General features: G+C 69.1%; 26 protein-coding genes. 9 read left to right on the top strand and 17 right to left on the bottom strand.

The window, feature by feature from the left end:
• Positions 1–55: 55 nt before the first annotated feature.
• Positions 56–1,039, top strand: coding sequence for a diguanylate cyclase (locus M3M27_RS12760; protein ID WP_434025865.1), 984 nt, complete (start codon positions 56–58; stop codon positions 1,037–1,039).
• A 47-nt stretch (positions 1,040–1,086) separates the two neighbouring features.
• Entirely contained in the window at positions 1,087–1,377 is a 291-nt protein-coding gene (locus M3M27_RS12765) for a hypothetical protein (RefSeq protein WP_434025866.1), read from the top strand.
• A 66-nt stretch (positions 1,378–1,443) separates the two neighbouring features.
• On the opposite strand, the gene M3M27_RS12770 is transcribed toward M3M27_RS12765, so the two are convergent.
• The 6 genes from M3M27_RS12770 to M3M27_RS12795 form a co-directional block, all read right to left on the bottom strand.
• Positions 1,444–2,871: an efflux transporter outer membrane subunit gene (locus tag M3M27_RS12770; RefSeq protein WP_434025867.1), complete on the bottom strand. Its 1,428-nt coding sequence runs from the start codon at positions 2,869–2,871 to the stop codon at positions 1,444–1,446.
• Positions 2,865–3,599 (bottom strand): SDR family oxidoreductase, encoded by a 735-nt coding sequence (locus tag M3M27_RS12775; RefSeq protein ID WP_140720277.1) that lies wholly within the window; start codon positions 3,597–3,599, stop codon positions 2,865–2,867. The genes M3M27_RS12770 and M3M27_RS12775 overlap by 7 nt, the downstream gene beginning before the upstream one ends.
• 34 nt (positions 3,600–3,633) lie before the next feature.
• Positions 3,634–6,798 (bottom strand): efflux RND transporter permease subunit, encoded by a 3,165-nt coding sequence (locus M3M27_RS12780; RefSeq protein WP_140720274.1) that lies wholly within the window; start codon positions 6,796–6,798, stop codon positions 3,634–3,636.
• A gap of 179 nt (positions 6,799–6,977) precedes the next feature.
• Positions 6,978–8,171, bottom strand: a complete 1,194-nt coding sequence (locus M3M27_RS12785) for an efflux RND transporter periplasmic adaptor subunit (protein ID WP_434025868.1) — start codon at positions 8,169–8,171, stop codon at positions 6,978–6,980.
• Complete coding sequence (locus M3M27_RS12790; RefSeq protein ID WP_140720270.1) at positions 8,168–8,935, bottom strand: SDR family oxidoreductase; 768 nt, start codon at positions 8,933–8,935, stop codon at positions 8,168–8,170. The genes M3M27_RS12785 and M3M27_RS12790 overlap by 4 nt, the downstream gene beginning before the upstream one ends.
• Positions 8,932–9,159, bottom strand: a complete 228-nt coding sequence (locus tag M3M27_RS12795) for a hypothetical protein (protein ID WP_434025869.1) — start codon at positions 9,157–9,159, stop codon at positions 8,932–8,934. The genes M3M27_RS12790 and M3M27_RS12795 overlap by 4 nt, the downstream gene beginning before the upstream one ends.
• A 139-nt stretch (positions 9,160–9,298) precedes the next feature.
• Here M3M27_RS12795 and M3M27_RS12800 point away from each other — a divergent pair, with 139 nt between their 5' ends.
• Positions 9,299–10,351: a LysR substrate-binding domain-containing protein gene (locus tag M3M27_RS12800; RefSeq protein ID WP_434025870.1), complete on the top strand. Its 1,053-nt coding sequence runs from the start codon at positions 9,299–9,301 to the stop codon at positions 10,349–10,351.
• Between the two features lie 151 nt (positions 10,352–10,502).
• Here the strand turns inward: M3M27_RS12800 and M3M27_RS12805 are convergent, their stop codons facing one another.
• From M3M27_RS12805 to M3M27_RS12835, 7 genes are all read right to left on the bottom strand, one after another.
• A complete protein-coding gene (locus tag M3M27_RS12805; RefSeq protein ID WP_140720264.1) occupies positions 10,503–11,222 on the bottom strand; it encodes an OmpA family protein in 720 nt (239 codons plus the stop codon).
• 117 nt (positions 11,223–11,339) lie between these two features.
• Complete coding sequence (locus M3M27_RS12810) at positions 11,340–12,770, bottom strand: cryptochrome/photolyase family protein (RefSeq protein WP_434025871.1); 1,431 nt, start codon at positions 12,768–12,770, stop codon at positions 11,340–11,342.
• Positions 12,771–12,865: 95 nt separating this feature from the next.
• Positions 12,866–14,284, bottom strand: a complete 1,419-nt coding sequence (locus tag M3M27_RS12815) for a replicative DNA helicase (protein WP_140720259.1) — start codon at positions 14,282–14,284, stop codon at positions 12,866–12,868.
• A gap of 167 nt (positions 14,285–14,451) precedes the next feature.
• Entirely contained in the window at positions 14,452–15,006 is a 555-nt protein-coding gene (locus M3M27_RS12820; protein WP_140720257.1) for an NADPH-dependent FMN reductase, read from the bottom strand.
• 87 nt (positions 15,007–15,093) lie between these two features.
• Positions 15,094–15,633 (bottom strand): GNAT family N-acetyltransferase, encoded by a 540-nt coding sequence (locus M3M27_RS12825; protein WP_434025872.1) that lies wholly within the window; start codon positions 15,631–15,633, stop codon positions 15,094–15,096.
• Between the two features lie 10 nt (positions 15,634–15,643).
• A complete protein-coding gene (locus M3M27_RS12830) occupies positions 15,644–16,807 on the bottom strand; it encodes an acyl-CoA dehydrogenase family protein (RefSeq protein WP_434025873.1) in 1,164 nt (387 codons plus the stop codon).
• 128 nt (positions 16,808–16,935) lie between these two features.
• The gene (locus tag M3M27_RS12835) at positions 16,936–17,769 is read right to left on the bottom strand and encodes a glycine zipper 2TM domain-containing protein (RefSeq protein ID WP_140720251.1); all 834 of its coding nucleotides are present in this window, start codon (positions 17,767–17,769) and stop codon (positions 16,936–16,938) included.
• A 155-nt stretch (positions 17,770–17,924) separates the two neighbouring features.
• Here M3M27_RS12835 and M3M27_RS12840 point away from each other — a divergent pair, with 155 nt between their 5' ends.
• Both M3M27_RS12840 and M3M27_RS12845 read left to right on the top strand, forming a co-directional pair.
• Positions 17,925–18,131 (top strand): DUF6116 family protein, encoded by a 207-nt coding sequence (locus M3M27_RS12840; protein ID WP_140720249.1) that lies wholly within the window; start codon positions 17,925–17,927, stop codon positions 18,129–18,131.
• Positions 18,132–18,135: 4 nt separating this feature from the next.
• Positions 18,136–18,912, top strand: a complete 777-nt coding sequence (locus M3M27_RS12845; RefSeq protein ID WP_434025874.1) for a TatD family hydrolase — start codon at positions 18,136–18,138, stop codon at positions 18,910–18,912.
• A gap of 63 nt (positions 18,913–18,975) precedes the next feature.
• Here M3M27_RS12845 and M3M27_RS12850 read toward each other — a convergent pair whose 3' ends face one another.
• Entirely contained in the window at positions 18,976–19,830 is an 855-nt protein-coding gene (locus M3M27_RS12850; RefSeq protein WP_434025875.1) for a tRNA threonylcarbamoyladenosine dehydratase, read from the bottom strand.
• A gap of 63 nt (positions 19,831–19,893) precedes the next feature.
• Here M3M27_RS12850 and M3M27_RS12855 point away from each other — a divergent pair, with 63 nt between their 5' ends.
• Together M3M27_RS12855 and M3M27_RS12860 are read left to right on the top strand one after the other, a co-directional pair.
• Positions 19,894–20,325, top strand: a complete 432-nt coding sequence (locus M3M27_RS12855; protein WP_434025876.1) for a hypothetical protein — start codon at positions 19,894–19,896, stop codon at positions 20,323–20,325.
• Positions 20,326–20,421: 96 nt separating this feature from the next.
• A complete protein-coding gene (locus tag M3M27_RS12860) occupies positions 20,422–20,907 on the top strand; it encodes a glycine zipper 2TM domain-containing protein (protein ID WP_140720241.1) in 486 nt (161 codons plus the stop codon).
• A 75-nt stretch (positions 20,908–20,982) separates the two neighbouring features.
• Here M3M27_RS12860 and M3M27_RS12865 read toward each other — a convergent pair whose 3' ends face one another.
• Entirely contained in the window at positions 20,983–21,192 is a 210-nt protein-coding gene (locus tag M3M27_RS12865; RefSeq protein ID WP_140720239.1) for a cold-shock protein, read from the bottom strand.
• A gap of 227 nt (positions 21,193–21,419) precedes the next feature.
• On the opposite strand from M3M27_RS12865, the gene M3M27_RS12870 reads away from it, so the two are divergent.
• Both M3M27_RS12870 and M3M27_RS12875 read left to right on the top strand, forming a co-directional pair.
• On the top strand, positions 21,420–21,905 hold the full coding sequence (locus M3M27_RS12870) for a DUF456 domain-containing protein (RefSeq protein WP_434025877.1): 486 nt from the start codon (positions 21,420–21,422) through the stop codon (positions 21,903–21,905).
• A 68-nt stretch (positions 21,906–21,973) separates the two neighbouring features.
• Positions 21,974–23,110 (top strand): phospholipase A, encoded by a 1,137-nt coding sequence (locus M3M27_RS12875; RefSeq protein ID WP_434025878.1) that lies wholly within the window; start codon positions 21,974–21,976, stop codon positions 23,108–23,110.
• A 230-nt stretch (positions 23,111–23,340) separates the two neighbouring features.
• Here the strand turns inward: M3M27_RS12875 and M3M27_RS12880 are convergent, their stop codons facing one another.
• Entirely contained in the window at positions 23,341–23,976 is a 636-nt protein-coding gene (locus M3M27_RS12880) for a glutathione S-transferase family protein (RefSeq protein ID WP_140720233.1), read from the bottom strand.
• Between the two features lie 59 nt (positions 23,977–24,035).
• Positions 24,036–25,553: a fumarate hydratase gene (locus tag M3M27_RS12885; RefSeq protein ID WP_434025879.1), complete on the bottom strand. Its 1,518-nt coding sequence runs from the start codon at positions 25,551–25,553 to the stop codon at positions 24,036–24,038.
• Positions 25,554–25,559: the final 6 nt, after the last annotated feature.

Below are 25,559 nucleotides of genomic sequence, written 5' to 3' on the forward strand. Positions count from 1 at the left end.
GCATCTTCGTCCGCTTCATCCACCCTCTTCTCAACCTGCCCTCCAGACCTGATCCGTGATCGTCCAGTTGAGACGGGACCCCCGGCTGGGATTCATCCGCGTACTGGGTCCGCTCGCCACCGGCCTGTTGTCCCTGTACGCGCTGTACCTGGTGATGGCCGGGCAATGGCTGGGGGCGGGCCTGTCGGCGGTGCTCGCGTCGCTGGCCGGCGTGCAGTCTTGGCGCATGCGCGATCGCGAGGAGGCCCGCGGGGCCGGCGGACGCTTCGCCCTGCTCAACGTGGCCGCGTGCCTGCTGGCGTTGACGGTATCCGGGCATGCGGCGCTGCCCTGGCTGTTCCCGGTGCTGATGACCAACCATTTCCTGTGCACGCCGGCCCGGGCCACGCTGGCCAGCCTGCCGCTGCTGCTGATGCTGCTGCTGTTCCCGGGCCTGGCCGGCGGCTTCGGCGAGCACTTCTCGGCCATCGCGGTCACCGTGCTGACGATGGCGATCGGCCACGCGCTGTCGCTGCGGATGAACAACGACCGGGTCGAACTGGAGGAACTGGCATCGCTCGACGCGCTGACCGGCCTGCCCAACCGCCGGATGCTCGAACGTGCGCTGACCCGCCAGGTCAACGAACGCCGCGAGCGCGAGCGCCTGAACGGGCTGGTGATCCTCGATGTCGACCACTTCAAGGAAGTCAACGACCTCTACGGGCACGCCGCGGGCGATGCTGCCCTGGCCGACCTGGCGGCCATCCTGCGCTTCGAGGTGCGCGAGCGCGACCGGGTGTTCCGGTTCGGCGGCGAGGAATTCGTGGTGCTGCTGCGGGTCGAGTCGGTCGAGCAGCTCGAAGCCGCCACCGAACGGCTGCGCAGGGCCGTCCGCAGCGCCCTGCGGGGCCCGGGCGGCCGCATCACCAGTTCGCTGGGCGCCGCGCTCTACAACGGCGAGACCCACTGGCAGGATTGGTTCTCGCGCGCGGACGCCGCGCTGTACATCGCCAAGAACAACGGGCGCGACAACTACTGCATCGCCGACAACCTGATGTGACCGCCGCCCGCGCGGCCGCGCTCAGGCGCGGCTTCGGTTAGCACAAGTTGGAGCGCCCCCTGCTCACCACGAACCTGATCCTGGCCGAGCCCTTGATGTTCCTGGACGCGAACGAGCAAGACCTGGCCCGGCAGGCGCGCAGCATGATAGCCGCGGCATTGCGCGCCGACGGGAACCTGCCGGAGGCGGACCAGGATACGGCGATCGCCGACATGGCCGGCATCGTCAAGGGCATGATGCTGTCGGCCGCGGCGCGTGGCGCGATGGAGGTGCCCGACCTGGAGCAGCGGATACTGCGCGCCGTCCGCGCCTATGTCCGCGCGACCGCCGCCGCGTAGCCTCCCGGATACCGGCCGCGCCGATGCGGAAAGGGCCGGTCCGTCGCCGGACCGGCCCTTTCGCGTTCAACGGCTCGCCACGCTCGCCGTTCCTTCCTCCGCCTGCGGCTGTCGCCAGCCGCCCAGCGCCTTGTAGACCGCCACCACGCCGACGTTGACCGATGCCTCGGCCTGCGCCAGCGCGTCGTCCGCGGTCAGGCGCGTGCGCTGGGCGTCGAGCAGGGTCAGGAAATCCTCCGAACCCTCGCGATAGCGGATCTGCGCCAGCGCCTCCGCGCGCCGGGCCGCCTCGGCCTGCTCCACCACGATCGCTAGCCGCGACTGCTGTCGAGCATAGGCGGTCATCGCATTCTCGGTGTCCTCCAGCGCCAGCAGCACGCTCTGCTCGTACTGCGCCAGCGCGCCGTCGGCCTGCGCCTTGCTCGCGCGCAGCCGTGCGCGCACGGTGCCGAAGTCGAACGCCGCCCAACTGATCGACGGCGTCAGCGACCAGGCCTTGCTGCCGCTGCGGGTCAGCGAAGCGGCGTCGCCGGAAAGGAAACCGACGAAACCGCTCAGGCTGATGCGCGGGAACAGGTCCGCGGTGGCCACGCCGACCCGCGCGGTGGCGGCGGCGAGCCGGCGCTCCGCTTCGCGCACGTCCGGGCGCTGGCGCAGCAGCTGGGCGCTGTCGCCCAGCGCCAGGGCGCGTGCGTAGGCGGGCGTCGGCCGCGGCGCGAGCGTCTCGTCCAGGGAGTCCGGCGCGCGCCCCAGCAGCACCGCCAGGCGGCGGCGATACTGCGCCTGCGCGACTTCGAGCAGCGGGATGTCGGCCTCGATGGCCTTCAACCGCGCGCGGCTGCTCTGCACGTCGAGTTCGCTGCCCGAGCCCAGGTTCCAGCGGGTCTCGGTCAGGCGCTGGGTGTCGCGCAGGTTGTCGAGCGTGGTGCGCGCGACCTCGATGCGCTTCTGCACGCCGCGCAGCTCGAAGTAGTTGCGCGCGACCTCCGCCGCGACGGTGACCTGGGCGTCGTCGAGATTGGCCTGCTCCGCTTCCAGGTCGGCGCGCGCCGCTTGCGCGGCCCGGCGCTGGCGGCCGAACAGGTCCAGCTCCCAGCCCGCGTCGAAGCCCAGCGTCGCGGTCTCGCTCATCACCCGCTCGCCGCCGGCCGCGGCCGACTGCTCGTGGCGACGGTCGTAGCTGCCGCCCGCGGTGACGTGCGGCAACTGGTCGAGGCGGCGCTCGACGAACACCGCGCGCGCTTCCTGCACGCGGGACACGGCGATGCGCAGGTCGTGGTTGGCCACCATCGCGTCGCGCACGAGCTGCTCGAGCACCGGGTCGCCGAACTGCGCCCACCAGGCGCCGACCGGGGATTCGGCGCTGAAGGCCGGATCCTTCGCTTCGGGCAACACCGTGGCCTGCGGCAGCGGCGCCACGTAGTCCGGGCCGACGGTGACGCAGCCGGCCAGCAGGGTGCTGGCCAACGCGAGAGTCAAGGTACGCATCACCATGGCAGCACCTGTCCCATGTGAGTGAAACTGCCGTTCGGCCCGTCGCTGCCGACCAGCGCCATCTGCACGCTGCTGCGCGCGCCGTCCTCCACGCCCAGCTCGCCCTGGCCGCCGTTCATGTCGGTCTTCACGTAGCCGGGGTGGATCGCGTTGACCTTGATCGGGGTGTCGCGCAGTTCGTAGGCCAGCTGCACCGTCCATGCGTTGAGCGCGCTCTTGGAGGCGTTGTAGGCCGGCACCTTGAAGTCGTAGATCGGCGAGGACGGATCGCTGTGCAAGGTGTTCGAGCCGAGGATGCTCGACACGTTGACGATGCGCCCGGCCTGCGAACGGCGCAGCAGCGGCAGGAACGCGCGGGTGACGGCGACCACCGCGAACACGTTGGTGTCGAAGGTGCGGCGCCAGACGTCCAGGGTCTGCTCGGACGGCTTGCGTCCGAGCTCGTCCAGCACGATGCCGGCGTTGTTGACCAGGATGTCCAGGCGCCCGTGGCGCTGCTCGACGGTGCCGACGGCGGCGGCGATGCTGATCTCGTCCACCACGTCGAGCTGGATCGCCTCCACCGGCAGGCCCTCGGCCTGCAGCTTCAGCGCCGCCGCCACCGCGTCGTCGCGCTTGCGCCCGGCCAGCAGCGTGTGCACGCCGGCCTCGGCCAGCTGGCGCACGGTCTCCAGGCCGATGCCGCGGGTCGCGCCGGTGACGAGGGCGATCTTGTTGTTGTCGTTCATGGATTGAATCCTTGGATGTGGGGTTGGACCGACGTCACGCGTGGCTGTGCAGCGAGGGCGCCGGCGAATGCGACACCAGCGGCCGGCCGGCCAGCTTGCGCAGCGCGACGTAGAACACCGGCGTCAGGAACAAGCCGAACAGGGTCACGCCCAGCATGCCGGCGAACACGGTGATGCCCGTGGCCGTGCGCACCTCGGCGCCCGCGCCATGCGAGAACACCAGCGGCACGGTGCCGGCGATGAAGGCGATCGAGGTCATCACGATCGGGCGCAGGCGCAGGCGGCAGGCTTCCAGCGCCGACTCGACGATGCCCTTGCCCTGCAACTCCAGCTCGCGGGCGAACTCGACGATCAGGATCGCGTTCTTGCACGCCAGGCCCATCAGCACCACCAGGCCGACCTGCACGAACACGTTGTTGTCGCCTCCGGTGAGCCACACGCCCAGCAGCGCCGAGAGCAGGCACATCGGCACGATCAGGATCACCGCCAGCGGCAGCGTCCAGCTCTCGTACAGCGCGGCCAGCACCAGGAACGCCAGCAGTACCGCCAGCGGGAACACCACCAGCGCCGCGTTGCCCTGGGTCGCCTGCTGGTAGCTCAGGTCGGTCCACTCGATCGCCATGCCGGCAGGCAGCACCTGCGCGGCCAGCTCGGTCAGCTTCTGCATCGCCTCGGCCGAGGACAGCACGCGCGCATCGGCTTCGCCGGCCAGGTCGGCCGCGGTGTAGCCGTTGTAGCGCAGCACCGGGTCGGGACCGTAGGTCTGCTTGATGGTGACCATCGAGCCGATCGGCACCATCTCGCCGCGGTCGTTGCGGGTACGCAGGCGGGCGATGTCCTCGACGCTGTCGCGGAACGGCGCGTCGGCCTGCGCGATCACCTGCCAGGTACGGCCGAACTGGTTGAAGTCGTTGACGTAGGCCGAGCCCAGGTAGGTCTGCAGCGTGTCGAACAGGCTGGTCAACGCCACCCCCTGCGCCTTGGCCTTGGTGCGATCGACCTCGGCGTCCAGCTGCGGCACGTTGGCCTGGTAGGTACCGATCGGGAAGCTCATGCCCGGCACCTGCGACACCGCACCCTGCAGCGCGCTGACCGCGTTCTGCAGCGCGCCGTAGCCCAGGTTGGCGCGGTCCTCGATGAACAGCTGGTAGCCGTTGCCGTTGCCCAGGCCGAGGATCGGCGGCGGCATGAACGCGAACGTCATGCCCTCGCCCAGCGCGGAGATCTTCTGGTTGATCTCGGCGTTGATCTCGAGCGCGGTGCGCTTCCGCTCCGAGAACGGCTTGAGCGGCAGGAACACCACGCCGGTATTGGGCGTGTTGGTGAACTGCAGCGCATTGAGGCCCGGGAACGAGATCGAATGCGCCACGCCGTCGGTCTTCATCGCGATGTCGGCGACCTTGCGCAGCAGCGCGTCGGTGCGTTCGATCGAGGAACCTTCCGGCAGCTTCACGCCGGCGATCAGGTACATCTTGTCCTGGGTCGGGATGAAGCCGGCCGGCACCGCCTTGAACATCAGCCCGGTCGCCAGCAGCAGGCCCACGTAGACCACGAACACCACGCCGCGGCGGCCGAGGATGCGCGAGACCGAACCCTGGTAGCGGTTGGCATTGGTGTTGAAGAAGCGGTTGAACGGACGGAACACCCAGCCGAACAGGCGCTCGATCAGGCGCGACGGCGCGTCCTTCGGCGCGTCGTGCGACTTGAGCAGGCGCGCGGCCAGCGCCGGCGACAGGGTCAGCGAGTTGATCGCCGAGATCACCGTGGAGATGGCGATCGTCACCGCGAACTGCTTGTAGAACTGGCCGGTCACGCCCGACAGGAACGCCATGGGCACGAACACCGCGCACAGCACCAGCGCGATCGCGATGATCGGGCCGGACACTTCCTTCATCGCCTGGTGCGCGGCCGCAAGCGGCGGCAGGCCTTCCTCGATGTTGCGCTCGACGTTCTCGACCACCACGATCGCGTCGTCGACCACGATGCCGATCGCCAGCACCAGGCCGAACAGGGTCAACGTATTGATCGAGAAGCCCAGCACGTACAGCGCGGCGAACGTGCCCACCACCGACACCGGCACCGCGATCAGCGGAATGATCGAGGCGCGCCAGGTCTGCAGGAACAGGATCACCACCAGCACGACCAGCACCACCGCTTCCAGCAGGGTGTGCACCACCGCGCTGATCGAGTCGCGCACGAAGATCGTGGTGTCGTACACCGCCTCGTACTTCACGCCCTGCGGGAAGCGCTGGGTCAGCTCGTCCATCTTGGCGATGACCTGGTCGCGGATCTGCAGCGCGTTGGCGCCCGGCGCCTGGAAGATGCCGATGCCGACCGCGTTCTTGCCGTCCAACTGCGAGCGCAGCGTGTAGTCGCCGGCGCCCAGCTCCAGGCGGGCCACGTCGCGCAGGCGCACCACCTGGCCGTCGCTGCCGGTCTTGAGCACGATGTCGCCGAACTCCTGCTCGGTACGCAGGCGGCCCTGTGCGTTGATCAGCGTCAGGAAGTCGCTATGCGGCATTGGCTCGGCGCCGAGCTGGCCGGCGGACACCTGCACGTTCTGCTCGCGCATGGCGCCGACCACGTCGCTGGCGGTCATGCCCAGCGCGGCGATCCGCTCCGGGTCGAGCCAGGCGCGCATCGCGTAGTCGCCGCCGCCGAAGATCTGCGCGTCGCCCACGCCCTGGATGCGCGCGAGCTCGTCCTTGACGTGCAGGCGCGCGTAGTTGCGCAGGTACAGCGTGTCGTAGCGGCCGTCCGGCGAGGTCAGGTGCACCACCATCAGGAAGGTCGGCGACTGCTTCTGCGTGGTCACGCCCTGCCGCCGCACGTCCTCGGGCAGGCGCGCCTGCGCCTGCGCCACGCGGTTCTGCACCTTGACCGCCGCGTCGTCCGGATCGGTGCCCGGGCGGAACGTGATGGTCATCTGCAGCACGCCGTCCGAACCGGCGACCGACTTGATGTACATCATGTTCTCCACGCCGTTGATCGCTTCCTCCAGCGGCGTGGCGACGGTCTCGGCGATGACCTTGGGGTTGGCGCCCGGATAGACCGTGCGCACCACCACCGAGGGCGGCACCACGTCGGGATACTCGCCGATGGGCAGCAGCGGGATCGAGATCAGGCCCGCGGCGAAGATGATGATCGACAGCACGGCCGCGAATATCGGCCTGTCGATGAAGAAACGGGAAAAGTCCATGGATTGGATTCCTGGAAAATGGCAAGACGGTGCCCTTCTCCCACAGGGGAGAAGGCGGCCCGCAGGGACGGATGAGGACGCGGGGGAAGCCTCGTGCGACCAGGCCCCCGGCAGGGGTCGCCCCCCGTACCCTCACCCCGCCCCTCTCCCGGCGGGAGAGGGGCTTCAACCTCGCGGGTTCAATTCAATGCGGCGGTGGTCCGCTCCGCCTTCGGTGCGATGACGCTCGGCTTGACCTGCACCGGCATGCCCGGCATGAAGACCTTCTGCACGCCGTCCACGATCACCCGGTCGCCGGCCGCCAGGCCCTGCTGCACGATGCGCAGGCCCTCGGCGGTACGGCCGAGCTGCACGTCGCGCCGCTGCGCCTTGCCGTCCTTGTCGACCACGTACACGTACTTGCGGTCCTGGTCGGTGAGCACGGCCTTGTCGTCGATCAGCACGGCCTTGAACTCGCCGCTGCCGGGCAGCTGCACGCGGGCGAACAGGCCCGGCGTGAAGCGGCGCTCGGCGTTGTCGAGCACGGCGCGGACGCGGATGGTGCCGGTGCTGCGCTCGAGCTGGTTGTCGAGGAAGTCGACCTGCCCTTCGTGGGCAAAGCCGTCCTCGCCCATCAGCGCGACCCGCACCGGCAGGCGCGCCTCGCGCTCGCTCGGCCGCACGCCCTCGCGGGCCATCCGCGAGTAGTTCAGGAAGGTCGCTTCGTCCGCGTCGAAATAGACATAGACCTTGTCCTGGGACACCAACGTGGTCAGCACGCTGGCGCCGTCGCCGGCGGTGACCAGGTTGCCGGCGGTCACCATCGCGCGGCCGGCACGGCCGTCGATCGGCGCGCGCACCTGGGTCCATTCCAGGTTGAGCCGCGCCTGCTCCACCGCCGCCTGCGCGGCGGCCACGTCGGCACCGGCCTGGTCGGCCGCGGCGCGGCGCTGTTCCCAGCTCTCGGTCGAGATCGCCTGCTGCTCGGCCAGCTTCTTCGCACGGGCGGCCTCGCTGCGCGACAGCTCGGCCTGGGTGCGGGCGCGGGCGAGATCGGCGGTGGCCCGGGCGAGTTCGGCGCGGTAGGGGCGCGCGTCGATGGTGAACAACACGTCGCCCTTCTTCACTTCTTGGCCTTCGACGTAGTTGACCTTCTCGATGTAGCCGGACACGCGCGGGCGCAGCTGGACGCTCTCGACCGCCTCGATGCGGCCGCTGAACTCGTCCCACTGGCGGATCGGCTTGATCAGTACCGGGGCGGCACCGACCTGCGGCGCCGGCGGAGCGCCCTGCTCCGCGGCCTGCGAACCGCATCCGGCCAGCACGGCGGCGATCACCGCCGCCGCGAGCGCATGGCGCACGGAGAATCGGAACGGGGTGGCGTTCTGGTTCATTGGGAAACCTCTTGGGTGGGAAGGGGGAGGGAAACGCCGGCCATCAATCCGGTGACCGGCAGGGATGCGAGCAAGCGATCGACGCCGACCACGACCTGGCCGGGCACGCCGCGGCCGGCCAGCAGCGATACCGCGCTGCGGCCGACCGTGGGCGGGTCCAGCCACTCGCGGCAGGCTTCGGTGGGTTGCGCCGGGTTGCGCACGGGCTGGTCCACGGACAGCAACTGCACGCGCACGCCGAGCGGCTGCGCTTCCTCGTGCAGCACGTGGGCCAGCATCCGCGTGGCCGACGCCACGATCGATATGTCGCCGTGGCCGGCCCACGCGCGCAGGGCGCACGGTCCGCCCACCAGCACGTAGCGGCCGCCGAAATCGGCCAGCAGCGGCAGCAGGTGGCGGGCCGCGGCCAGGTGCGGCAGCAGGTCGTTCTGCAGCCGCTTCAACAGCGCCGAGGCCGGCCGGTCGAGCAGCCGCCCCTTGCTGAGCGGGCTGCCGATGCACGCCACCACCGCGGCCAGCGGGCGCGAGCGGTCGGCGATGCGGTTGGCGAGCGCCTCGGCGGCGGCATCGCCGGCCACCGAACCCGCCATCGTGTCCAGGGCGGGAGCATCCGCGAAACGGTCCTTCAGCGCCTTCAGGCGCAACGCGCTGCGCCCGATCGCAAGCACCGGGCTGCCGGCCTCCAGCAGCGCCTGCACGACGCCACCGCCAACCAGGCCGGTGGCGCCGAGCACGGCGACCTCCGGCTGGAGCATCCCGCTCATGGGACTTTTACTCCCACATCCAGGACAATCGGAATGCGGAACGAGGACGAATCCCGGTTGTTGCCGCGCACGCGGCGGCCGCTGCGCTGCAGCCGGGGCGGCAAGGTGAATTCGCGGAAGCCCTGGGGAATCCTGGGTTCCGCGGGAATCTCGATCGGGTCGAAGGCGCTTTCGAGCGCCTCATCACGGCGCGGCTTGAGGCCGAGCCAGGCACGAAGTCCCATGGCGGCAATCTCGGGGGGAAGAAGGATTGGACGCAAGTTACGCCCCTAACCCGCACTTGATTAGTCCGGATTAAGGGGAATAATCATCCCTGTCACGGTCCAATCCCCTGTCACGCCCCAATCCCCATCGGAGTCCGCCATGGCCCACGATCTCAACGACAGCCTGATCTTCGTCAAGGTGGTCGAACAAGGCAGCTTCATCGCCGCAGCCAATGCGCTGGGCCTGCCCAAGACCACCGTCAGCCGCAAGGTGCAGGAACTCGAGCAGCGCCTCGGCGCGCGCCTGCTGCACCGGACCACCCGCCGCATCGGCCTCACCGAGGCCGGCTCGGTGTACCACGACCACTGCCGGCGCATCGCGCGGGAGCTGGAGGAAGCCGAGAGCGCGGTCAGCCAGTTGCAGTCCGGCCCGCGCGGCTGGCTGCGCTTCACCGTGCCCTACTCGATCGGCATCAACTGGATCGCCCCGCTGCTCGGCGAGTTCCATGCGCAGTATCCGGAAATCCAGCTGGACATGCACCTGGGCAACGAGAAGCTGGACCTGATCGCCGGCGAGGCCGACCTGGCGCTGCGGGTCGGCGCCCTGCCCGACTCCAACCTGGTCGCCCGCAAGCTCGGCAGCCTGCGCAGCCAGGTGTTCGCCAGCCCCACCTACATCGAGCGCTACGGCGAGCCGCTGCACCCGGACGAACTGCAGTTCCACCGCACGCTGGCCATGCGCAAGAACCGCAACGTCCACAGCAACCGCTTCTTCTGGCCGCTCAGTGACGGCGGCGAACTGCGCGAGTTCCCGATCAACCCGCTGGTGGTGGCCAACGATCCCACCGCATTGAACGGCGCGATGGTATGCGGCGAAGGCCTGATGCTGACCGGCGACGTGATGGCCAAGCCCTTCATCGAATCGGGCATGGTGCGGCGCGTGCTGGCCGGCTGGACCGGGCCCGAGTACGACTTCAACGCGGTCTTCGCCGGTGGCCGGCTGATTTCGCCCAAGGTGCGCGCCTTCGTCGACTTCCTGGTCGAACGCCTCAACTTCGACGCCAACTACATGTTGACGCAGTGCCCGGCCGCGAAGCTGGCGGCGCAGGCGAAGTCCGCCGAAACGGCCCAGGCGGCGCAGCCGGCCGACCAGGAGGAGGACGCCGACCTGCAGGCCGAGGGCAAGCGCATCCTGGAGAAGGTCACGGCCTGAACGGAGCGCAGGGGCGCACCGGCGAGCGTCCTGGTGCGATCCCTGCCTCCCGCGCCCCGGCGACGCCGCGGCCGCGCACCTCCCCGCCGGGCGTCCATAAACGCGCCGGGCCGCACGTGCGGCCCGGCGTTCCACTACGTCGGCGACGGCGTTACTGCATGCCGGTGCTGCTGCCGTCGGCCCGCAGCGGGATCAGGCGGATCTCGACGCGGCGGTTCTTGGCACGGCCGGCGTCGGTGCTGTTGTCGGCGATCGGATAGCGCTTGCCGGCGCCGACCACTTCCATGCGCTCGCGCTGCACGCCCTGCGCGGTCAGGTACTGCGCGACCGAATTGGCGCGGTCTTCCGACAGCTTCTGGTTGAACGCATCGCTGCCGACGCTGTCGGTATGGCCGGTCACCTCGATCATCGTCTGGTTGTATTCCTTCAGCGTCGAAGCCACGCCGTTGAGCGCGGAATAGAACTCCGGCTTGAGCGTGGACTTGCCGAAGTCGAAGGTCACCCCGTCCGGCAGGTTGAGCGTGATGTTGTCGCCTTCGCGCTTCACGTCGATGCCGGTGTTGGCGGTGCGCTCGCGCAGCGCGCGCTCCTGGCGATCCTGGTAGTTGCCGATCGCCGCGCCGGACAGCGCGCCGATGCCGGCGCCGATCATCGCGTGCTGGCGGCGCTCGGTGGCGCTGTTGCCGGTGATCAGGCCGGCGGCGGCACCGATGGCGGCGCCGATCAGCGCACCACGGCCGGTCTTGTTCTGCTGCTGGGTCGGATTGCCGTACTGGTCCTGCTGCACGTAGGAACCACCGGTCGCGCAGGCGGACAGGGCGATGGCGCTGACCAGCGCCACGGACAGGCACTTGCTGGCGGATCGGTACATTCGTCTTCTCCTTATTGGCCGGCGCTTCCGGCATTCATGAAGGCGGTCAGCATAAACAGCCCGACGCGAGGGCGACATGATGAAACCGTGATCCCCGCACGCTGCGTTCACGCGTATTCAGGAAAGCCCCCGCCCGCGCAGGCGGGCGTACGCGGCTAGGGCCCGCTCGCGCCCTTGCGCCAACTCGACGATCGGCACGGCCGGATAGCCCGGCGCGTGGCGTGCCCGCAATTCGGGATGCTGCCAGGGAGCCGGGCGCGCATGCGCCGGCAGCGCCGCCAGTTCCGGCACCCACCGCGCGATGTAGTGCGCGTGCGGGTCGAACTTCCGCGCCTGCGCGACCGGATTGAAGATGCGGAAGTACGGTGCCGCGTCCGCCCCGGTGCCTGCCACCCATTGCCAGCCCAGGGTATTCCCGGCGAGGTCGGCATCGACCAGCGTGTCCCAGAACCAGCGCGCGCCTTCCAGCCAATGGACGCGCAGGTGCTTGCACAGGAAGCTGGCGACGATCATGCGCACGCGGTTGTGCATGTAGCCGGTATGCCAGAGCTCGCGCATGCCCGCGTCCACGATCGGGATTCCGGTATGTCCTCGCTGCCACGCGCGCAGTTCGTCCGCCGGCGGAACCGCCCATTCGAACCGGTCGAAGCGCGGATCGAGGTTGCGGGTCGCGCTTTCCGGGAAATGGTGCAGCAGGTGGTAGCCGAACTCGCGCCAGCCGAGTTCGCGGACATAGCCGTCGATGTCGGCCGCCAGCGGCGCACGGCGATGCCGCTCGAGTTCCGCGCAGATCCGCCATGGCGCGATCTCGCCGAAATGCAGGTGCGGCGACAGCCGCGAGGTACCCGCGCGGTCGGGCCTGTCGCGCCCGTCGCGGTAGCCGCGCAACGCACCGTCGACGAAGACCTCCAGCGCCTCGTGGGCGCCGGCCTGGCCCGGCCGCCAGCTTTCCCAGAACCCGGAGTCCCAGCGCAGCGAAGGCGCCAAGCCCAGCGCCTCGATCGCCTCGCCGGCCAGCGCCTCCGGTACCGGCGGCAATCGATCCGGCGCCTTCCACGGCAACGGCAGGTGCCACTGCGCCAGGGCGGTGCGCCAGAACGGCGTGAATACCCGATACGGGCCGCCCTGCCGGGTGCGCAGTTCCCAGGGCTCGAACAGCAGGCTGCCGTTGAAGCTCTCGGCCACGAGGCCCGCCTCGCGCAATGCCCGCTTGATGGCCGCATCGCGCGACTGGGTGGCGGGTTCGTACTTGCGGTTCCAGTACACCGCCGCGGCGCCGCAACGCACCGCGAGCCTGCGCAGCGCCGCATCGCTCGGTCCGCGCAGCACCAGCAGCCGCGAACCGCGCCGCCGCAGGTCCTCGTCCAACGCGAGCAGCGAACGGTGCAGCCATGCGCCGGATGCCGTGCCCGGCGGCCAATCGCCCTCTTCCGCAGGCGCGTGCACGTACACCGGCACGGGAACGTGCCCGGCTTCGAGCGCCGCGCGCAGGGCCGGTTGGTCGTCCAGGCGCAGGTCGCGACGGAACCAGACGAGTGCGAGGGACATCTACGCTCCGGATGCCGAGGGGAAAAGTCCAAGGCCGGTCGAGGCGGCCCGGCCGCCTTCGACGCCGTCCCGGAGGCCGGCCACCGGGAAACCGGCTACTCGAAGGCGCCGATGTTGTCGTGGCTGAGGTTGTCGAAGCGGGTGTATTCGCCGAAGAACTTGAGCTTGCACGAACCGGTCGGACCGCCGCGGTGCTTGCCGATGATGATCTCGGCCAGGCCCTTGTCCGGCGAATTCTCCTTGTTGTAGTACTCGTCGCGGTAGATGAACACGATCATGTCGGCGTCCTGCTCGATGGCGCCCGATTCGCGCAGGTCGGCCATCACCGGGCGCTTGTCGGTGCGCGTTTCCAGCGAGCGGTTGAGCTGCGAGAGCGCGATCACCGGCACGTTGAGTTCCTTGGCCAGGCCCTTGAGCGACCGGCTGATCTCGGAGATCTCGGTCGCGCGGTTCTCGCTGTTGCCCGGCACCGACATCAGCTGCAGGTAGTCGATCACCACCAGCCCGAGGTCGTGCTCGCGCTTGAGGCGGCGGCACTTGGAGCGCAGCACTTCCGGCGACACGCCCGGCGTGTCGTCGATGAAGATCTTGGTCTCCTTGAGCATCTTGATCGCGCCGGTGACGCGCGCCCAGTCCTCGTCCTCGAGCTGGCCGGTGCGCAGCCGCTGCGCGTTGATGCGACCGTTGGACGAGATCAGGCGCATCGCCAGCTGCGCGGCCGACATTTCCATCGAGAACACCGCCACGCCCTTCTTCGACTTGATCGCCGCGTACTCGGCGATGTTCAGCGCGAAGGTGGTCTTGCCCATCGCCGGGCGCGCGGCCAGGATGATCAGGTCGGTCGGCTGCAGGCCGGCGGTCATCGCATCGAACTCGCTGTAGCCGGTCGGCAGGCCGGTGATGTTGCCGCCGTTCTCGAACCGGTTGCGCAGCTCCTCGAAGGCGTCCTTCAGCGCGCCGGGCATCGCCACGAAGTCGGTGCGCCCGCGCGCGCCCTGCTCGGCGATCGCGAACACCGACTTCTCCGCCGCCGCGAGCAGCTCGGCGCTGTCGCGCCCTTCCGGCTGGAAACCGTCGTTGACGATGTCGGTACCGACCTGGATCAGCTGCCGCAGCACCGCCTTGTCGCGCACGATCTCGGCGTAGGCGGCGATGTTCGCCGCCGACGGCGTGGTGCTGGCCAGCTCGATCAGGTAGGCGCCGTCGCCGATCAGCTCCAGCTTGCCCTGCGACTCGAACCATTCGGTCAGCGTGACCGCGTCGAACGGCCGGTCGCGCTCGGACAGCTCGCGGATCGCGCGGTAGATCAGCTGGTGGTCGCGCCGGTAGAAATCGTTCTCGGTGAGCTGGTCGTTGACCCGGTCGAACGCCTCCGGCGCCAGCATCAACCCGCCCAGCACCGCCTGCTCGGCTTCCACCGAATGCGGCGGCACGCGCAACTGGTCGATCCGCTGCTCGCGGAAATCGTCGCGGTCGTTGCCGCGGTTGTTGCGAAAGCCGGGACGCGCAGACATGGATACGGGCTCGTGACGCAGGGATGGGGGCAGGAAGGATAGTCATCCCTGCCCTTTCCGGCCATGCACAACCCTGTGGATAAGCGGTGCGCAGCCGGTGCACACATCTACGCCCCTGCCGTCGCACGGACCGAGACGGCGCCACGTCCGCCCCGTCGCCGCCGCGGTCAGCCGCGATGACGGTCCAGCCAGTGCAGGAACTTGTCGACGAACCCCTGCAGGAACTTGCGGGTGCCTTCGTCGGCGATCCCGCCCTGCGCGTCGAAGAACCCGTCCTTGTACTGCAGGAACACTTCCGGCTGGCCCAGCACCGGCATGTCCAGGTAGGCCAGCACGTTGCGCAGGTGCTGCTGCGCCAGCGAAGTGCCGATCGCGCCGATCGAGATGCCCAGCAGCGCCGCCGGCTTGCCGGCGAAGGCGCTGTCGCCATAGGGGCGCGACCCCAGGTCGATGGCGTTCTTGAGCACGCCGGGAATCGAGCGGTTGTACTCCGGCGTGACGAACAGCACCGCGTCGGCGGCGCGGACTTGTTGCTTCAGGCGCTTGCCCTGCGCCGGATAGTCGCCGTCGTGGTCCTGGTTGTACAGCGGCAGGTCGCCGATCTCGACGTGCTCGAACGCGGCCCGGTCGCCGGCCAGCTTCTCGATCGCGGCGGCGAGCCGCCGGTTGTAGGATTCCTTGCGCAGGCTGCCGACCAGCACCGCGATCCGGGGCTTGCTCATGGGTATTCCTCCGAGGCGGACAGGAGGCCCCACCATAGGCCGCGGGACGGCCAGGCCAGGTGAAACGCCCGCGCCGGCCCGGGCCGCTCAGCGACGCGCCCGCCACTCCTCGCGGCCCTGCCCCCAGATCTCGACCTCCTGCTCGTGGTACGGCTCGGGCAGCCGCCCCATCCGCAGCAGGCGCGAGCCGAGCTTCTCGGCGACGCGCTTGGAGTTCGCGTTGCCCGGCGCGATGGTATGGATCACCTCGTCCCAGCCCAGCCGCTCGAACGCCCAGTCGATGGCCGCCGTGGCGGCCTCCGGGGCATAGCCTCGCCCCCAGACCGCGCGGCTCAGGCTCCAGCCGACCTCGGTCCCCGGCCAACCGTGCGGCTGCCAGGGGCCGACCCGGCCGATCCACTCGCCGCTCGCCTTCTCGATCACCGAGAACATGGCGAAGCCCTGGAGGTGCCAACTGCCGACCAGGGCCGCCAGGGAACGCCAGGCCACCGAAGGCGCCTGCACGCCGCCGATGTGGCGCATGGTTTCCTCGTCGGAAGCGAATCGCGCGAGGGCCTCGAAGTCCTCGGCCGCCGGGGGCCGCAGCACCAGCCGCTCGGTCTCGATCCGGATGTCCTCCATCGCCATGGGATGCTCCTCAGAATGCGTTGATGCCGGTCAGCGCGCGGCCGACCACGAGTTGGTGCACGGTCTCGGTTCCCTCGTAGGTGATCACCGACTCCAGGTTGAGCGCATGCCGGATCGCCGCATGCTCGGTGGTGATGCCCGCCGCGCCGAGCAGGTCGCGGCATTCGCGCGCCACGTCCAGCGCCATCCGGCAGTTGTTCCATTTCGCCAGCGACACCTGCACGGGCTGCAGGGCGCCGGCTTCCTTCAGTCGCCCCAACTGCAGCGCCAGCAACTGCGCGGTGGTGATGCGGCGCGCGATGTCGGCCAGCTTGACCTGGGTGCTCTGGGTCGCCGCCAGCGGCCGCCCGAACAGCACCCGCTCGCCGCAGTAGGCCAGCGCTTCGCGCAGGCAGGCGATCGCCGAACCGACCGGTCCCCAGGCGATGCCGTAGCGCGCCTGGTTGAGGCAGCCGAGCGGCGCCTTGAGCCCGCTCGCTTCGGGCAACCGGTTGCGCTCGGGCACGCGCACGTCGTCCAGGAACAGCGCCGAGGTGACCGAAGCCCGCAGGCTCATCTTGTGCTTGATGTCCTCGGCCGCGAATCCCGGCACGCCGCGCTCGACGATGAAGCCGCGCACGCCGTCGTCGGTCTGCGCCCATATGATCGCCAGGTCGGCGATGCTGCCGTTGGTGATCCACATCTTGCTGCCGCTCAGGCGCCAATCGCCGCCGTCGCGCACCGCCCGGGTGCGCATGCTGGCCGGGTCCGAGCCGCCATGCGCCTCGGTGAGGCCGAAACATCCGATCGCGCGCCCGGCCGCCATCTCCGGCAGCCAGCGGCGCCTGTGCTCCTCGCTGCCGTAGGCGTGGATCGCATGCATGCACAACGAGGACTGCACGCTGACGAAGCTGCGCAGCGCGCTGTCGCCGCGCTCCAGTTCCTGGCAGATCAGGCCGTAGGCCACGGCCCCCAGCCCGGCCCCGCCGTACTCGGCGGGCAAGGTCGGTCCGAGCAGCCCGAGCGCCGCGATGTCCGGCACCAGTTCCCGCGGGAAGCGCCCTTGGTCGAACGCGTCGCCGATCGCCGGCAGCACCCGCTCGTCGGTGAAGCGCGCCACCGCATCCTGCACGGCCCGCTCGTCCTCGCTCAACAGCGAGCGCACATCGAACAGATCATCCGTTTGCAACGACATCGCAGGCCAGTCCCCGGGGAATCGCCGCATTGTATCGCCGCGTTCCGTCCGTGCAGCGCGCCGCACGGCGCCGGAAACGGGAAGAGCCGGCATTGCCGGCTCTTCCCTCGACGCGTTTCGGGACGAACTTACTGCTGGTTGGCCGGAGCGGATTCCAGCGCAGCGGTCTGGGTGACCAGTTGCCCGTCGATGACCGGCAGGCGATCGCTGGCCGGCTTGCTGTTCATGCGCACGGTCTTTTCCTGGCCGTTGTAGCGGTACGTCACGTCGTAGCCGACCACGTTGTCGGCGTTGCCCATCGCGATGCGGCTACCCGGCTTGCTGTCCATGCGCATCGTGCCGGTGGTGCCATCTGCATTGCGGTAGGTCACGTTGTAGCCGACCACGCGCGAGGACTCGGAAGTCGCGTTCTCGGTGTGGCACTGGCGCTCGGTGCGGCTGACCACGTTGTTGTCGGCATGCCGCTGCTGGATCGCGCGACCGGCGAAGGCGCCGCCCACGGCACCGGCGACAGTGGCCAGCTTGCGGCCGTCGCCGCCGCCGACCTGGTTGCCGAGCACGCCGCCGATGAGCGCGCCGGCGGCGGTGCCGGCGATGTTGTTCGGGTCCTTGCGCGGCACGTGTTCCTGCACGACCACGTCGTTGCACACCTCGCGCGGCGTGCTGGTGGTGCTGGTCTCGCGCACCGGTTCGGTGCCGATCACGGTCGCATAGACCTTTTCCTTGCTGGTCACCGGATCGACCTTGACCACGTCGGCGTATTCCAGGACACCGCCGCCCTTCACGGCGGAAGAGGCCGCGTCATCGGCCGCCAGCGAGTTGTCCAGGGTCGGCCGGACTTCGGCGGACGGGGCGACGACATCGTCGGACTTGCCGCGGTTGTTCATGAAGGCAGCCGTGGCCACGCCCCCTACCAGCAGTGCGCCAGCAGCGACCAGTATAGTTGTCGTATTGCTCTTCATTTCGAGCTCCTTGTGCGGACGTTCCGCGTGTGTCTTCGTGCCAGCGCATTGCAGCACGCGCTACCTGAACAGATCCACCTCTCGGTCAGGAATGTCGTCGAAAAGTTCCCGTACCGTTTTCCTTCCAGACAGCCAGATTCCACCGAGGTCGAACCATGCCTCATCTTGCCACCACGCCGATCCTGAATTGGGCGCGGCAACTGCGCCATCCGACGCTGTTCAAGCTCACCGCCGCCCTGTTCCTGCTCGACCTGTGCCTGCCCGATCCGGTGCCGTTCCTCGACGAGATCCTGCTCGGCCTGGGCACGCTGCTGCTGGCGAGCTGGCGCACCCGGCGCACGGCGCCGAGCCCGCGCGCTTGATGCCATGCACCTCGTCGACAGCCATTGCCACCTCGACGCCGAGGAATTCGATCCCGACCGCGACGCGGTGCTGGCGCGGGCGCGCCGCGCCGGCGTGAACGACCAGCTCGTGCCCGCGGTCGCGGCCGCCGGCTGGCCCAAGTTGCGCGAGATCTGCGCCGCGTCGCCCGGCCTGCATCCGGCCTACGGCCTGCACCCGATGTTCCTGGACGCCCATCGCCACGAGCACCTGGACCAGCTGCGCGCATGGATAGAACGCGAACGCCCGCGCGCGATCGGGGAGTGCGGGCTCGACTTCTATGTCGAAGGACTCGACGCCGGCGAACAGCGCCTCTATTTCCGGCGCCAGCTGGAACTGGCGGCCGAGTACGACCTGCCGGTGATCGTGCACGCACGCCGCGCGGTCGAGGAAGTCATCGCCACGATCAAGTCGGTGGGCCGCCTGCGCGGGGTGGTCCACAGTTTTTCGGGCAGCCCCGAACAGGCGGCGCAACTGTGGAAACTCGGCTTCATGATCGGCCTGGGCGGACCGGTGACCTATCCGCGCGCGCACCGGCTGCGCCGCCTGGTCGCCGGCATGCCGCTGGAACAGCTGCTGCTGGAAACCGACGCCCCGGACCAGCCCGATGCCGGGATCCGCGGCCAGCGCAACGAGCCTGCGCGGCTGGGCGCGGTCCTGGCCTGCATCGCCGGACTGCGCGGCGAACCGGAGCAGGCGATCGCGCGGCAGACCACGGCCAACGCACGCAGGTTGTTCGGGTTGCCGGACGGACCGGGCTGACCGAGCGATCGTCCCGGGAGGCCCGTGGCGTGCGCGAGGTCGCGGCGGCTGCCGCGACCGCCATCACCCCGCGACGTCCATCGCGTGCGGTTGCCCGGCCATCGTTTCCTGCCGGTTCCCGGCCTCGCCGGGGCGCGCCTTCAGCAGCATCTCCAGCGCCTTGCCGACCGCGGCGAACGCGAAGGCGCCGGTGATGTGCGTGGCCGCGCCCAGGCCGGCACCGCAGTCCAGCTTCAGCGCCGCGTCGGCGCCCAGCTGCGGACGGATGCCGCATACGCTGCCGTCGGCCTGCGGATACTTCACGTTCTCGAGCGAATACACCGCAGGCACGCCGAAGTAGCGCTGCGGGTTCTTGGGGAAATTGAATTCGCCACGCAGCTTCTTGCGGATCAGCGCCAGCATCGCGTCGTGCTCGGTACGCGAGACGTCGCGCACGCGCACCAGCGTGGGATCGGTACGCCCGCCGGCCGCGCCGACGGTGATCAGCGGCAACTTGCGCCGCCGGCACCAGGCGATGGTCTCGACCTTGACCCGGAAACTGTCGCAGGCATCGATCACCAGGTCGAACCCCTGCCCGAGCAGTTCGGCCATGTTGCCGGCGGTGAGGAACGCCTCGACCGGCACCGCGTCGATCTCCGGATTGATCGCCCGGCAGCGCTCGGCCATGGCCTGCGCCTTGTTGCGGCCGTACTGGCCGGCCACCGCCGGCAGTTGCCGGTTGGTGTTGGACACGCAGATATCGTCGGCATCGATGAGGGTCAGGTGGCCGACGGCCGAGCGCGCCAGCGCTTCGACCACCCACGAGCCCACGCCGCCCATGCCGACGACGGCCACGCGGCACGCCGACAGCTTCTCCACCGATCCCACGCCATAGAGCCGGTCGACGCCGGCGAAGCGTTCACGCCATTGAGTTTTCATCGCACTATTTTACCGACCGGCGGGCCGCGGCCCGCCCTCGTCCACTTCCGGGAGCCCGCAAGGATGTCCAGCCAGCCCAAGCCGCCGTCCACCGCCTATCGCTATCTGTTCATGGCCTTGCTCGGCCTGTTGGTCGGCGTCGTCGCCACCGTGATGCTGGCCCGCGCCCTGCAGGCGCGCCGCGATCCGTTCCCGGACAGCCTGATGCAGGTGATGGCCAAGCAGACCGACCTGCTCGCGGCGAACCATGCGCGCAACCGCTGCACGGTGCCCGACAGCCTGCCCCGGCTGCAGTCTCTGCGCGCGCTGTCCAACGACCTGGAAACGGCCTTCCCCGGCCTGAAGGACGATCGCCGCTTCATCCAGCATGCCGGCGCCCTGCGGGCCCGCCTGGACCAGGCGCTCTCGCGGACGCCCGGCGACTGCGCGGCTCTGCAGGCCTTCAACGAGCGGATCGGCGAGGCTTGTAAAGCCTGCCACCAGGATTTCCGCTGAATAGCGGCCGGCCGGATTGGCGTTGCGTTCACCTGGCACCGGAGAGGATGGCGACGCTGCGGCGCCGCCGCTCCCATGGAACCACCGGAGAATCCCATGAACACCCGACTGCTCGTCATCGGCCTCGCCGCCACCACCGCACTGGCCGGCTGCGCCACCACCCAGCCCAATTACGGCGGGAACTACGGGGGCGGTTACAACGGCGGCTACAACCAGGGTTATTCGCAGGGACGTTGCGCCGACTGCGGCATCGTGACCCGCATCGACCCGGTGCAGTCCAACCGCAGCGCGCCGACCGGCACCGGCGCGGTGCTCGGCGGCATCGTCGGCGCGGTGGCCGGCCGCGTGATCTCGAAGGAGACCGGCGGCAGCAAGGGCAACAAGAACGTGTCGACGGTCGCCGGCGCCGCCGCGGGCGCGCTGGCCGGCAACGCGATCCAGAACAACGTCACCAGCGACTCCTACGACATCCAGGTCCGGATGGACGATGGCCGCGTCATCGTGGTCAACCAGAAGGACCTAGGCGGCATCCAGGAGAACACCTACGTGCGCGTCGTCAACGGGCGCGTCGTGCTGCGCTGAACCGGCGGCCCTGTCCCGGCACAGCAAAAAGGCCCGCTTGCGGGCCTTTTTGCCGTCTGGGCTTTGGCGCGGCGATCAGGCAGGCTGGACGGCATCCGCCTGCAGTCCCTTCTGGCCCTGCACGACGGTGAAGGTCACCTTCTGGCCTTCCTTCAGGCTCTTGAAGCCCTGGATCTGGATGGCGCGGAAGTGCACGAACACGTCTTCGCCATTCTCGCGGCTGATGAAGCCGAAGCCCTTGGCATCGTTGAACCACTTGACGGTACCGGTCTCACGGTCTGACATCTCGACTTACTCCCTGGATCACACGTGATTGGTTGATGGCAGTGTTGGCTGGTTGCAAGGAGGAAGCGAGGTGCAAGGATGTAGCGGATCGATGATCTACCCATCAGGCCACGATTCACGGTGACCTTGCCAAGCGCAGCGGTTGCAACTTAACCCGTGCCGAACCAAATTGCAATCACCCCGAACCCGTTCTGTCAACCCCCAAAACGGATACCCAGGCACCCGCCATGGACTATTCATTCATGTATTACCTGATAGGCGCCCTCCTGGTGGTCGCCGGCTTCCTGGGCGTGGTCCTGCCGGCCCTGCCGGGGCTGCCGCTGGTCTTCGCCGGCCTGCTGCTGGCGGCCTGGGGCGACGGTTTCGAGCGGGTGGGCTGGCTGCCGCTGGCCGCGATCGGGGCACTGGCCCTGCTCTCGCTGCTGGTCGATTTCCTGGCCAACGTCTACGGGGCCCAACGGCTCGGCGCCAGCCCCAAGGCCTTGTGGGGGTCCGTGATCGGCACCTTCGCCGGCCTGTTCTTCCTGCCGGTCGGCCTGTTCGTCGGGCCGTTCGTCGGCGCCTGGGCGGGCGAGTACTGGCACAGCCGCACGCTTGGCAAGGCTACCCGCGTGGGCCTGGGCACCTGGCTCGGGATCCTGCTGGGCGCCGCGTCGAAGCTGGCGCTGGGCTTCTGCATGCTGGGCGTGTTCGCGTTCGCCTGGTTCTTCTGAGCGGGCGGCATTCCACCTTCACCGCCGGTACGCCACTCTATCGGCCATCCTCCGACCAGCGCCCCGACATGACCCATCCGCGCCCCCTGCTGATGCTCGCCCTCGCCGCCGCGCCCCTCGCCCACGCCCAGGAGTCCTCGCCGCAACCGGCGACCGCCCAGGCCTGCACTTCCATCGACTCGAACGCGGCGCGCCTGGCCTGCTACGACCGGGCGCTGGGCTATACCGCCAAGGACACCCGCGAGGCCGACCTGGCCGCCGACCAGGCCCGGACCGAGCAGAAAGCCGCCCGGGACCAGGCCGGCAGGACCGCCGCGCGCAGCCCGGTCGGGGAATTCTTCAAGTCCGAGCACGACACGCCCGCCCTGGACGCCATCGCCAATGCGGGCCGCGGCTCGCTGCTGGACAGCCGCTGGGAGCTGGCCAAGGATTCCAAGCTCGGCACCTTCCAGCTGCGCGCCTACAAGCCGGTCTACCTGTTGCCGGCGTTCTGGACCAGCAAGGTCAACCAGCTGCCGTCCTCGCCGAACCCCAGCAACACCGTCACCACGCCGCAGCCGCTGGACAACACCGAACTGAAGTTCCAGCTCAGCTTCAAGACCAAGGTGGCCGAGGACCTGTTCGGCGACAACGGCGACATCTGGGTCGGCTATACCCAGAGTTCGCGCTGGCAGGCCTACAATTCGGAGGAATCGCGGCCGTTCCGCGAGACCAACTACGAACCGGAAGCGATGCTGGTGTTCCGCAGCAACTACGGCATCGCCGGCTGGCGCGGCCGGCTGACCGGGATCAGCCTCAACCACATGTCCAATGGCCGCAGCGACCCGCTGTCGCGCAGCTGGAACCGGGTGATCCTCAATTTCGGCCTGGACCGCGAGAACTGGGCGCTGATGCTGCGGCCGTGGTTCCGCATCAAGGAGGACGCCAGGGACGACAACAACCCGGACATCGAGGACTACATGGGCCGCGGCGACGCCACGCTGGTCTGGAACAGGAACGGGCACGAGGTGTCGCTGATGGCCCGGCACTCGCTGCGCGGCGGCGACCGCTCGCACGGCGCGCTCCAGCTCGACTACGGCTTCCCGATCAGCAACCTGCTGCGCGGCCACCTCCAGGTGTTCGACGGCTATGGCGAGAGCATGATCGACTACAACCACAAGGCCACCTACGTGGGCGTGGGCGTGTCGTTGCTGGAGTGGTATTGAGACCCGACGGCGCGCATTGAAGCACTTTTTGCCTTTGTGGGAGCGGCTTCAGCCGCGATGGGTTTTTCTCATTCGCGCCCCTGCACAGGGATGTGCAGGCTGTTGCAGAGGGATCTGCCTCATTTGAACCCCCGCACATGGGATCTGCATGAAAGCCCCGTCGCGGCTGAAGCCGCTCCCACAAGAGCCGCTCCTACAGGCAGCGCTTCCGGGGCGGAGGGCTCCCCCTCTCAGGTCCAGTCGGTCAGTCCCTCGCGGCGATAGGCTTCCTTGAACGCCGGGCGCGCCTTCATCCGGTCGGCCAAGGCCTTCAGCGCCGGCCACGTATCGGTGGGGCGCGGCATGTTGCGCGACCAGCGCATCAGCATGGTGAACACGAAATCCGCGGCGGAAAGCCTTTCGCCGAGCAGGTACGGGCCGTGCATCCGCAGGTGGTCGTCGACCTGCTGCCATGCGGCTTCGAGCGCGGCGCGCGACGATGCCTTGACCTCGTCGGCGTTCTCCTCGCCCGCCGGCTCGTCCGGATAGAACCAGCCCCGGTAGGCCGGCATCAGCGTATAGGCGCCGAAGAACATCCAGCGATAGTAGGCGGCCCGTTCCGGCGTGCCGATCGCGGGCGCGAGGCCGGCCCGGGGATGCAGGTCGGCCAGGTGCATCGCGATCGCCGCCGATTCGGTCAGCACCTGCCCGTCCATGACCAGCGTCGGCACCCTGCCCTGCGGGTTGAGGGCCAGGTACTCCGGCGACTTCTGCTCGCGCTTGTCGAAGTCGAGCATGCGCAGCTCGTGCTCGATGCCGAGCTCGATCAGCAGCCAGTGGACGACCAGCGAGGCCGTGCTTCGGGAGCCGTAGAGAATGACTGACATGCGTGGATTTTCCCGGAACCTGAAATCGTCGTTCCCGCGAAGGCGGGAACGACTGGTACTTACGCCACCACCACCGGGATCTTGCCGATGCGGGCCTGCCATTCGCGCGGGCCGGTCTTGTGCACCGACTCGCCGGTCGCGTCGACGGCCACGGTCACCGGCATGTCCTTGACCTCGAACTCGTAGATCGCCTCCATGCCCAGGTCCTCGAAGGCGAGCACGCGGCTGGCCTTGATCGCCTTGGACACCAGGTAGGCCGAACCGCCGACCGCCATCAGGTAGACCGCCTTGTTGTCGCGGATCGCCTCGATCGCCGCGTCGCCGCGCTCGGCCTTGCCGACCATGCCGAGCAGGCCGGTCTGCTCCAGCATCTGCCGGGTGAACTTGTCCATGCGCGTGGCGGTGGTGGGGCCGGCCGGGCCGACCACCTCGTCGCGCACCGGGTCGACCGGGCCGACGTAGTAGATGAAGCGGTTGGTGAAGTCGACCGGCAGCTTCTCGCCCTTGTTGAGCATGTCGACCATGCGCTTGTGCGCGGCGTCGCGGCCGGTCAGCAGCTTGCCGTTGAGCAACAGCACCTCGCCCGGCTTGAACTGCGCCACGTCCTCGCGGGTGATCGTATCGAGGTCGACCCGGCGCGCGTTCTGCGGGTTGTAGGTCAGCTCGGGCCAGTCCTCCAGCGACGGCGGCTCCAGCGCGACCGGGCCGCTGCCGTCCAGGGTGAAATGCGCATGCCGGGTGGCCGCGCAGTTGGGGATCATCGCCACCGGCAGGTTGGCCGCGTGGGTCGGGTAGTCCTTGATCTTGATGTCCAGCACCGTGGTCAGGCCGCCCAGGCCCTGCGCGCCGATGCCCAGCGCGTTGACCTTCTCGTACAGCTCCAGGCGCAGCTCCTCGATGCGGTTGGACGCACCGCGGGCCTGCAGCTCGGTGATGTCGATCGGCTCCATCAGCGCTTCCTTGGCCAGCAGCATCGCCTTTTCGGCGGTACCGCCGATGCCGATGCCGAGCATGCCCGGCGGGCACCAGCCGGCGCCCATGGTCGGCACGGTCTTGAGCACCCAGTCCACGATCGAATCGGACGGGTTGAGCATGGCGAACTTGCTCTTGGCCTCCGAGCCGCCGCCCTTGGCCGCGACGATCACCTCGACGTGGTCGCCCTGGACGACCTTCACGTTGACCACCGCCGGGGTGTTGTCCCGGGTGTTCTGGCGCTTGCCGGCCGGATCGGCCAGCACCGAGGCGCGCAGCTTGTTGTCCGGATGGTTGTAGGCGCGGCGCACGCCTTCGTTGACCATGTCCTCGACGCCCATCGTGGCGTCGTCCCAGCGCACGTTCATGCCGATCTCGAGGAAGACGGTGACGATGCCGGTGTCCTGGCAGATCGGGCGATGCCCTTCGGCGCACATGCGCGAGTTGATCAGGATCTGCGCGATCGCGTCCTTGGCCGCCGGCGACTGCTCGCGCTCGTAGGCCGCGGACAGGTTCTTGATGTAGTCGACCGGGTGGTAGTAGCTGATGTACTGCAGCGCGTCGGCGACGCTCTGGATGAGGTCTTCCTGCTTGATCGATGTCACGGCTGG

This window comes from Xanthomonas boreopolis, assembly GCF_046529185.1.
Taxonomy (GTDB): domain Bacteria; phylum Pseudomonadota; class Gammaproteobacteria; order Xanthomonadales; family Xanthomonadaceae; genus Pseudomonas_S; species Pseudomonas_S boreopolis.

Bases quoted from the DNA above. Each gene is read 5' to 3' on its own strand.
- M3M27_RS12820 (WP_140720257.1), bottom strand. From the start codon at position 15,006: ATGAGCAAGCCCCGGATCGCGGTGCTGGTCGGCAGCCTGCGCAAGGAA.
- M3M27_RS12785 (WP_434025868.1), bottom strand. From the start codon at position 8,171: ATGAACCAGAACGCCACCCCGTTCCGATTCTCCGTGCGCCATGCGCTC.
- M3M27_RS12865 (WP_140720239.1), bottom strand. From the start codon at position 21,192: ATGTCAGACCGTGAGACCGGTACCGTCAAGTGGTTCAACGATGCCAAG.
- M3M27_RS12850 (WP_434025875.1), bottom strand. From the start codon at position 19,830: ATGAAAACTCAATGGCGTGAACGCTTCGCCGGCGTCGACCGGCTCTAT.
- M3M27_RS12855 (WP_434025876.1), top strand. From the start codon at position 19,894: ATGTCCAGCCAGCCCAAGCCGCCGTCCACCGCCTATCGCTATCTGTTC.
- M3M27_RS12770 (WP_434025867.1), bottom strand. From the start codon at position 2,871: ATGGTGATGCGTACCTTGACTCTCGCGTTGGCCAGCACCCTGCTGGCC.
- M3M27_RS12795 (WP_434025869.1), bottom strand. From the start codon at position 9,159: ATGGGACTTCGTGCCTGGCTCGGCCTCAAGCCGCGCCGTGATGAGGCG.
- M3M27_RS12860 (WP_140720241.1), top strand. From the start codon at position 20,422: ATGAACACCCGACTGCTCGTCATCGGCCTCGCCGCCACCACCGCACTG.
- M3M27_RS12815 (WP_140720259.1), bottom strand. From the start codon at position 14,284: ATGTCTGCGCGTCCCGGCTTTCGCAACAACCGCGGCAACGACCGCGAC.
- M3M27_RS12790 (WP_140720270.1), bottom strand. From the start codon at position 8,935: ATGAGCGGGATGCTCCAGCCGGAGGTCGCCGTGCTCGGCGCCACCGGC.
- M3M27_RS12840 (WP_140720249.1), top strand. From the start codon at position 17,925: ATGCCTCATCTTGCCACCACGCCGATCCTGAATTGGGCGCGGCAACTG.
- M3M27_RS12810 (WP_434025871.1), bottom strand. From the start codon at position 12,770: ATGTCCCTCGCACTCGTCTGGTTCCGTCGCGACCTGCGCCTGGACGAC.
- M3M27_RS12835 (WP_140720251.1), bottom strand. From the start codon at position 17,769: ATGAAGAGCAATACGACAACTATACTGGTCGCTGCTGGCGCACTGCTG.
- M3M27_RS12800 (WP_434025870.1), top strand. From the start codon at position 9,299: ATGGCCCACGATCTCAACGACAGCCTGATCTTCGTCAAGGTGGTCGAA.
- M3M27_RS12825 (WP_434025872.1), bottom strand. From the start codon at position 15,633: ATGGCGATGGAGGACATCCGGATCGAGACCGAGCGGCTGGTGCTGCGG.
- M3M27_RS12805 (WP_140720264.1), bottom strand. From the start codon at position 11,222: ATGTACCGATCCGCCAGCAAGTGCCTGTCCGTGGCGCTGGTCAGCGCC.
- M3M27_RS12875 (WP_434025878.1), top strand. From the start codon at position 21,974: ATGACCCATCCGCGCCCCCTGCTGATGCTCGCCCTCGCCGCCGCGCCC.
- M3M27_RS12870 (WP_434025877.1), top strand. From the start codon at position 21,420: ATGGACTATTCATTCATGTATTACCTGATAGGCGCCCTCCTGGTGGTC.
- M3M27_RS12845 (WP_434025874.1), top strand. From the start codon at position 18,136: ATGCACCTCGTCGACAGCCATTGCCACCTCGACGCCGAGGAATTCGAT.
- M3M27_RS12775 (WP_140720277.1), bottom strand. From the start codon at position 3,599: ATGAACGACAACAACAAGATCGCCCTCGTCACCGGCGCGACCCGCGGC.
- M3M27_RS12880 (WP_140720233.1), bottom strand. From the start codon at position 23,976: ATGTCAGTCATTCTCTACGGCTCCCGAAGCACGGCCTCGCTGGTCGTC.
- M3M27_RS12780 (WP_140720274.1), bottom strand. From the start codon at position 6,798: ATGGACTTTTCCCGTTTCTTCATCGACAGGCCGATATTCGCGGCCGTG.
- M3M27_RS12830 (WP_434025873.1), bottom strand. From the start codon at position 16,807: ATGTCGTTGCAAACGGATGATCTGTTCGATGTGCGCTCGCTGTTGAGC.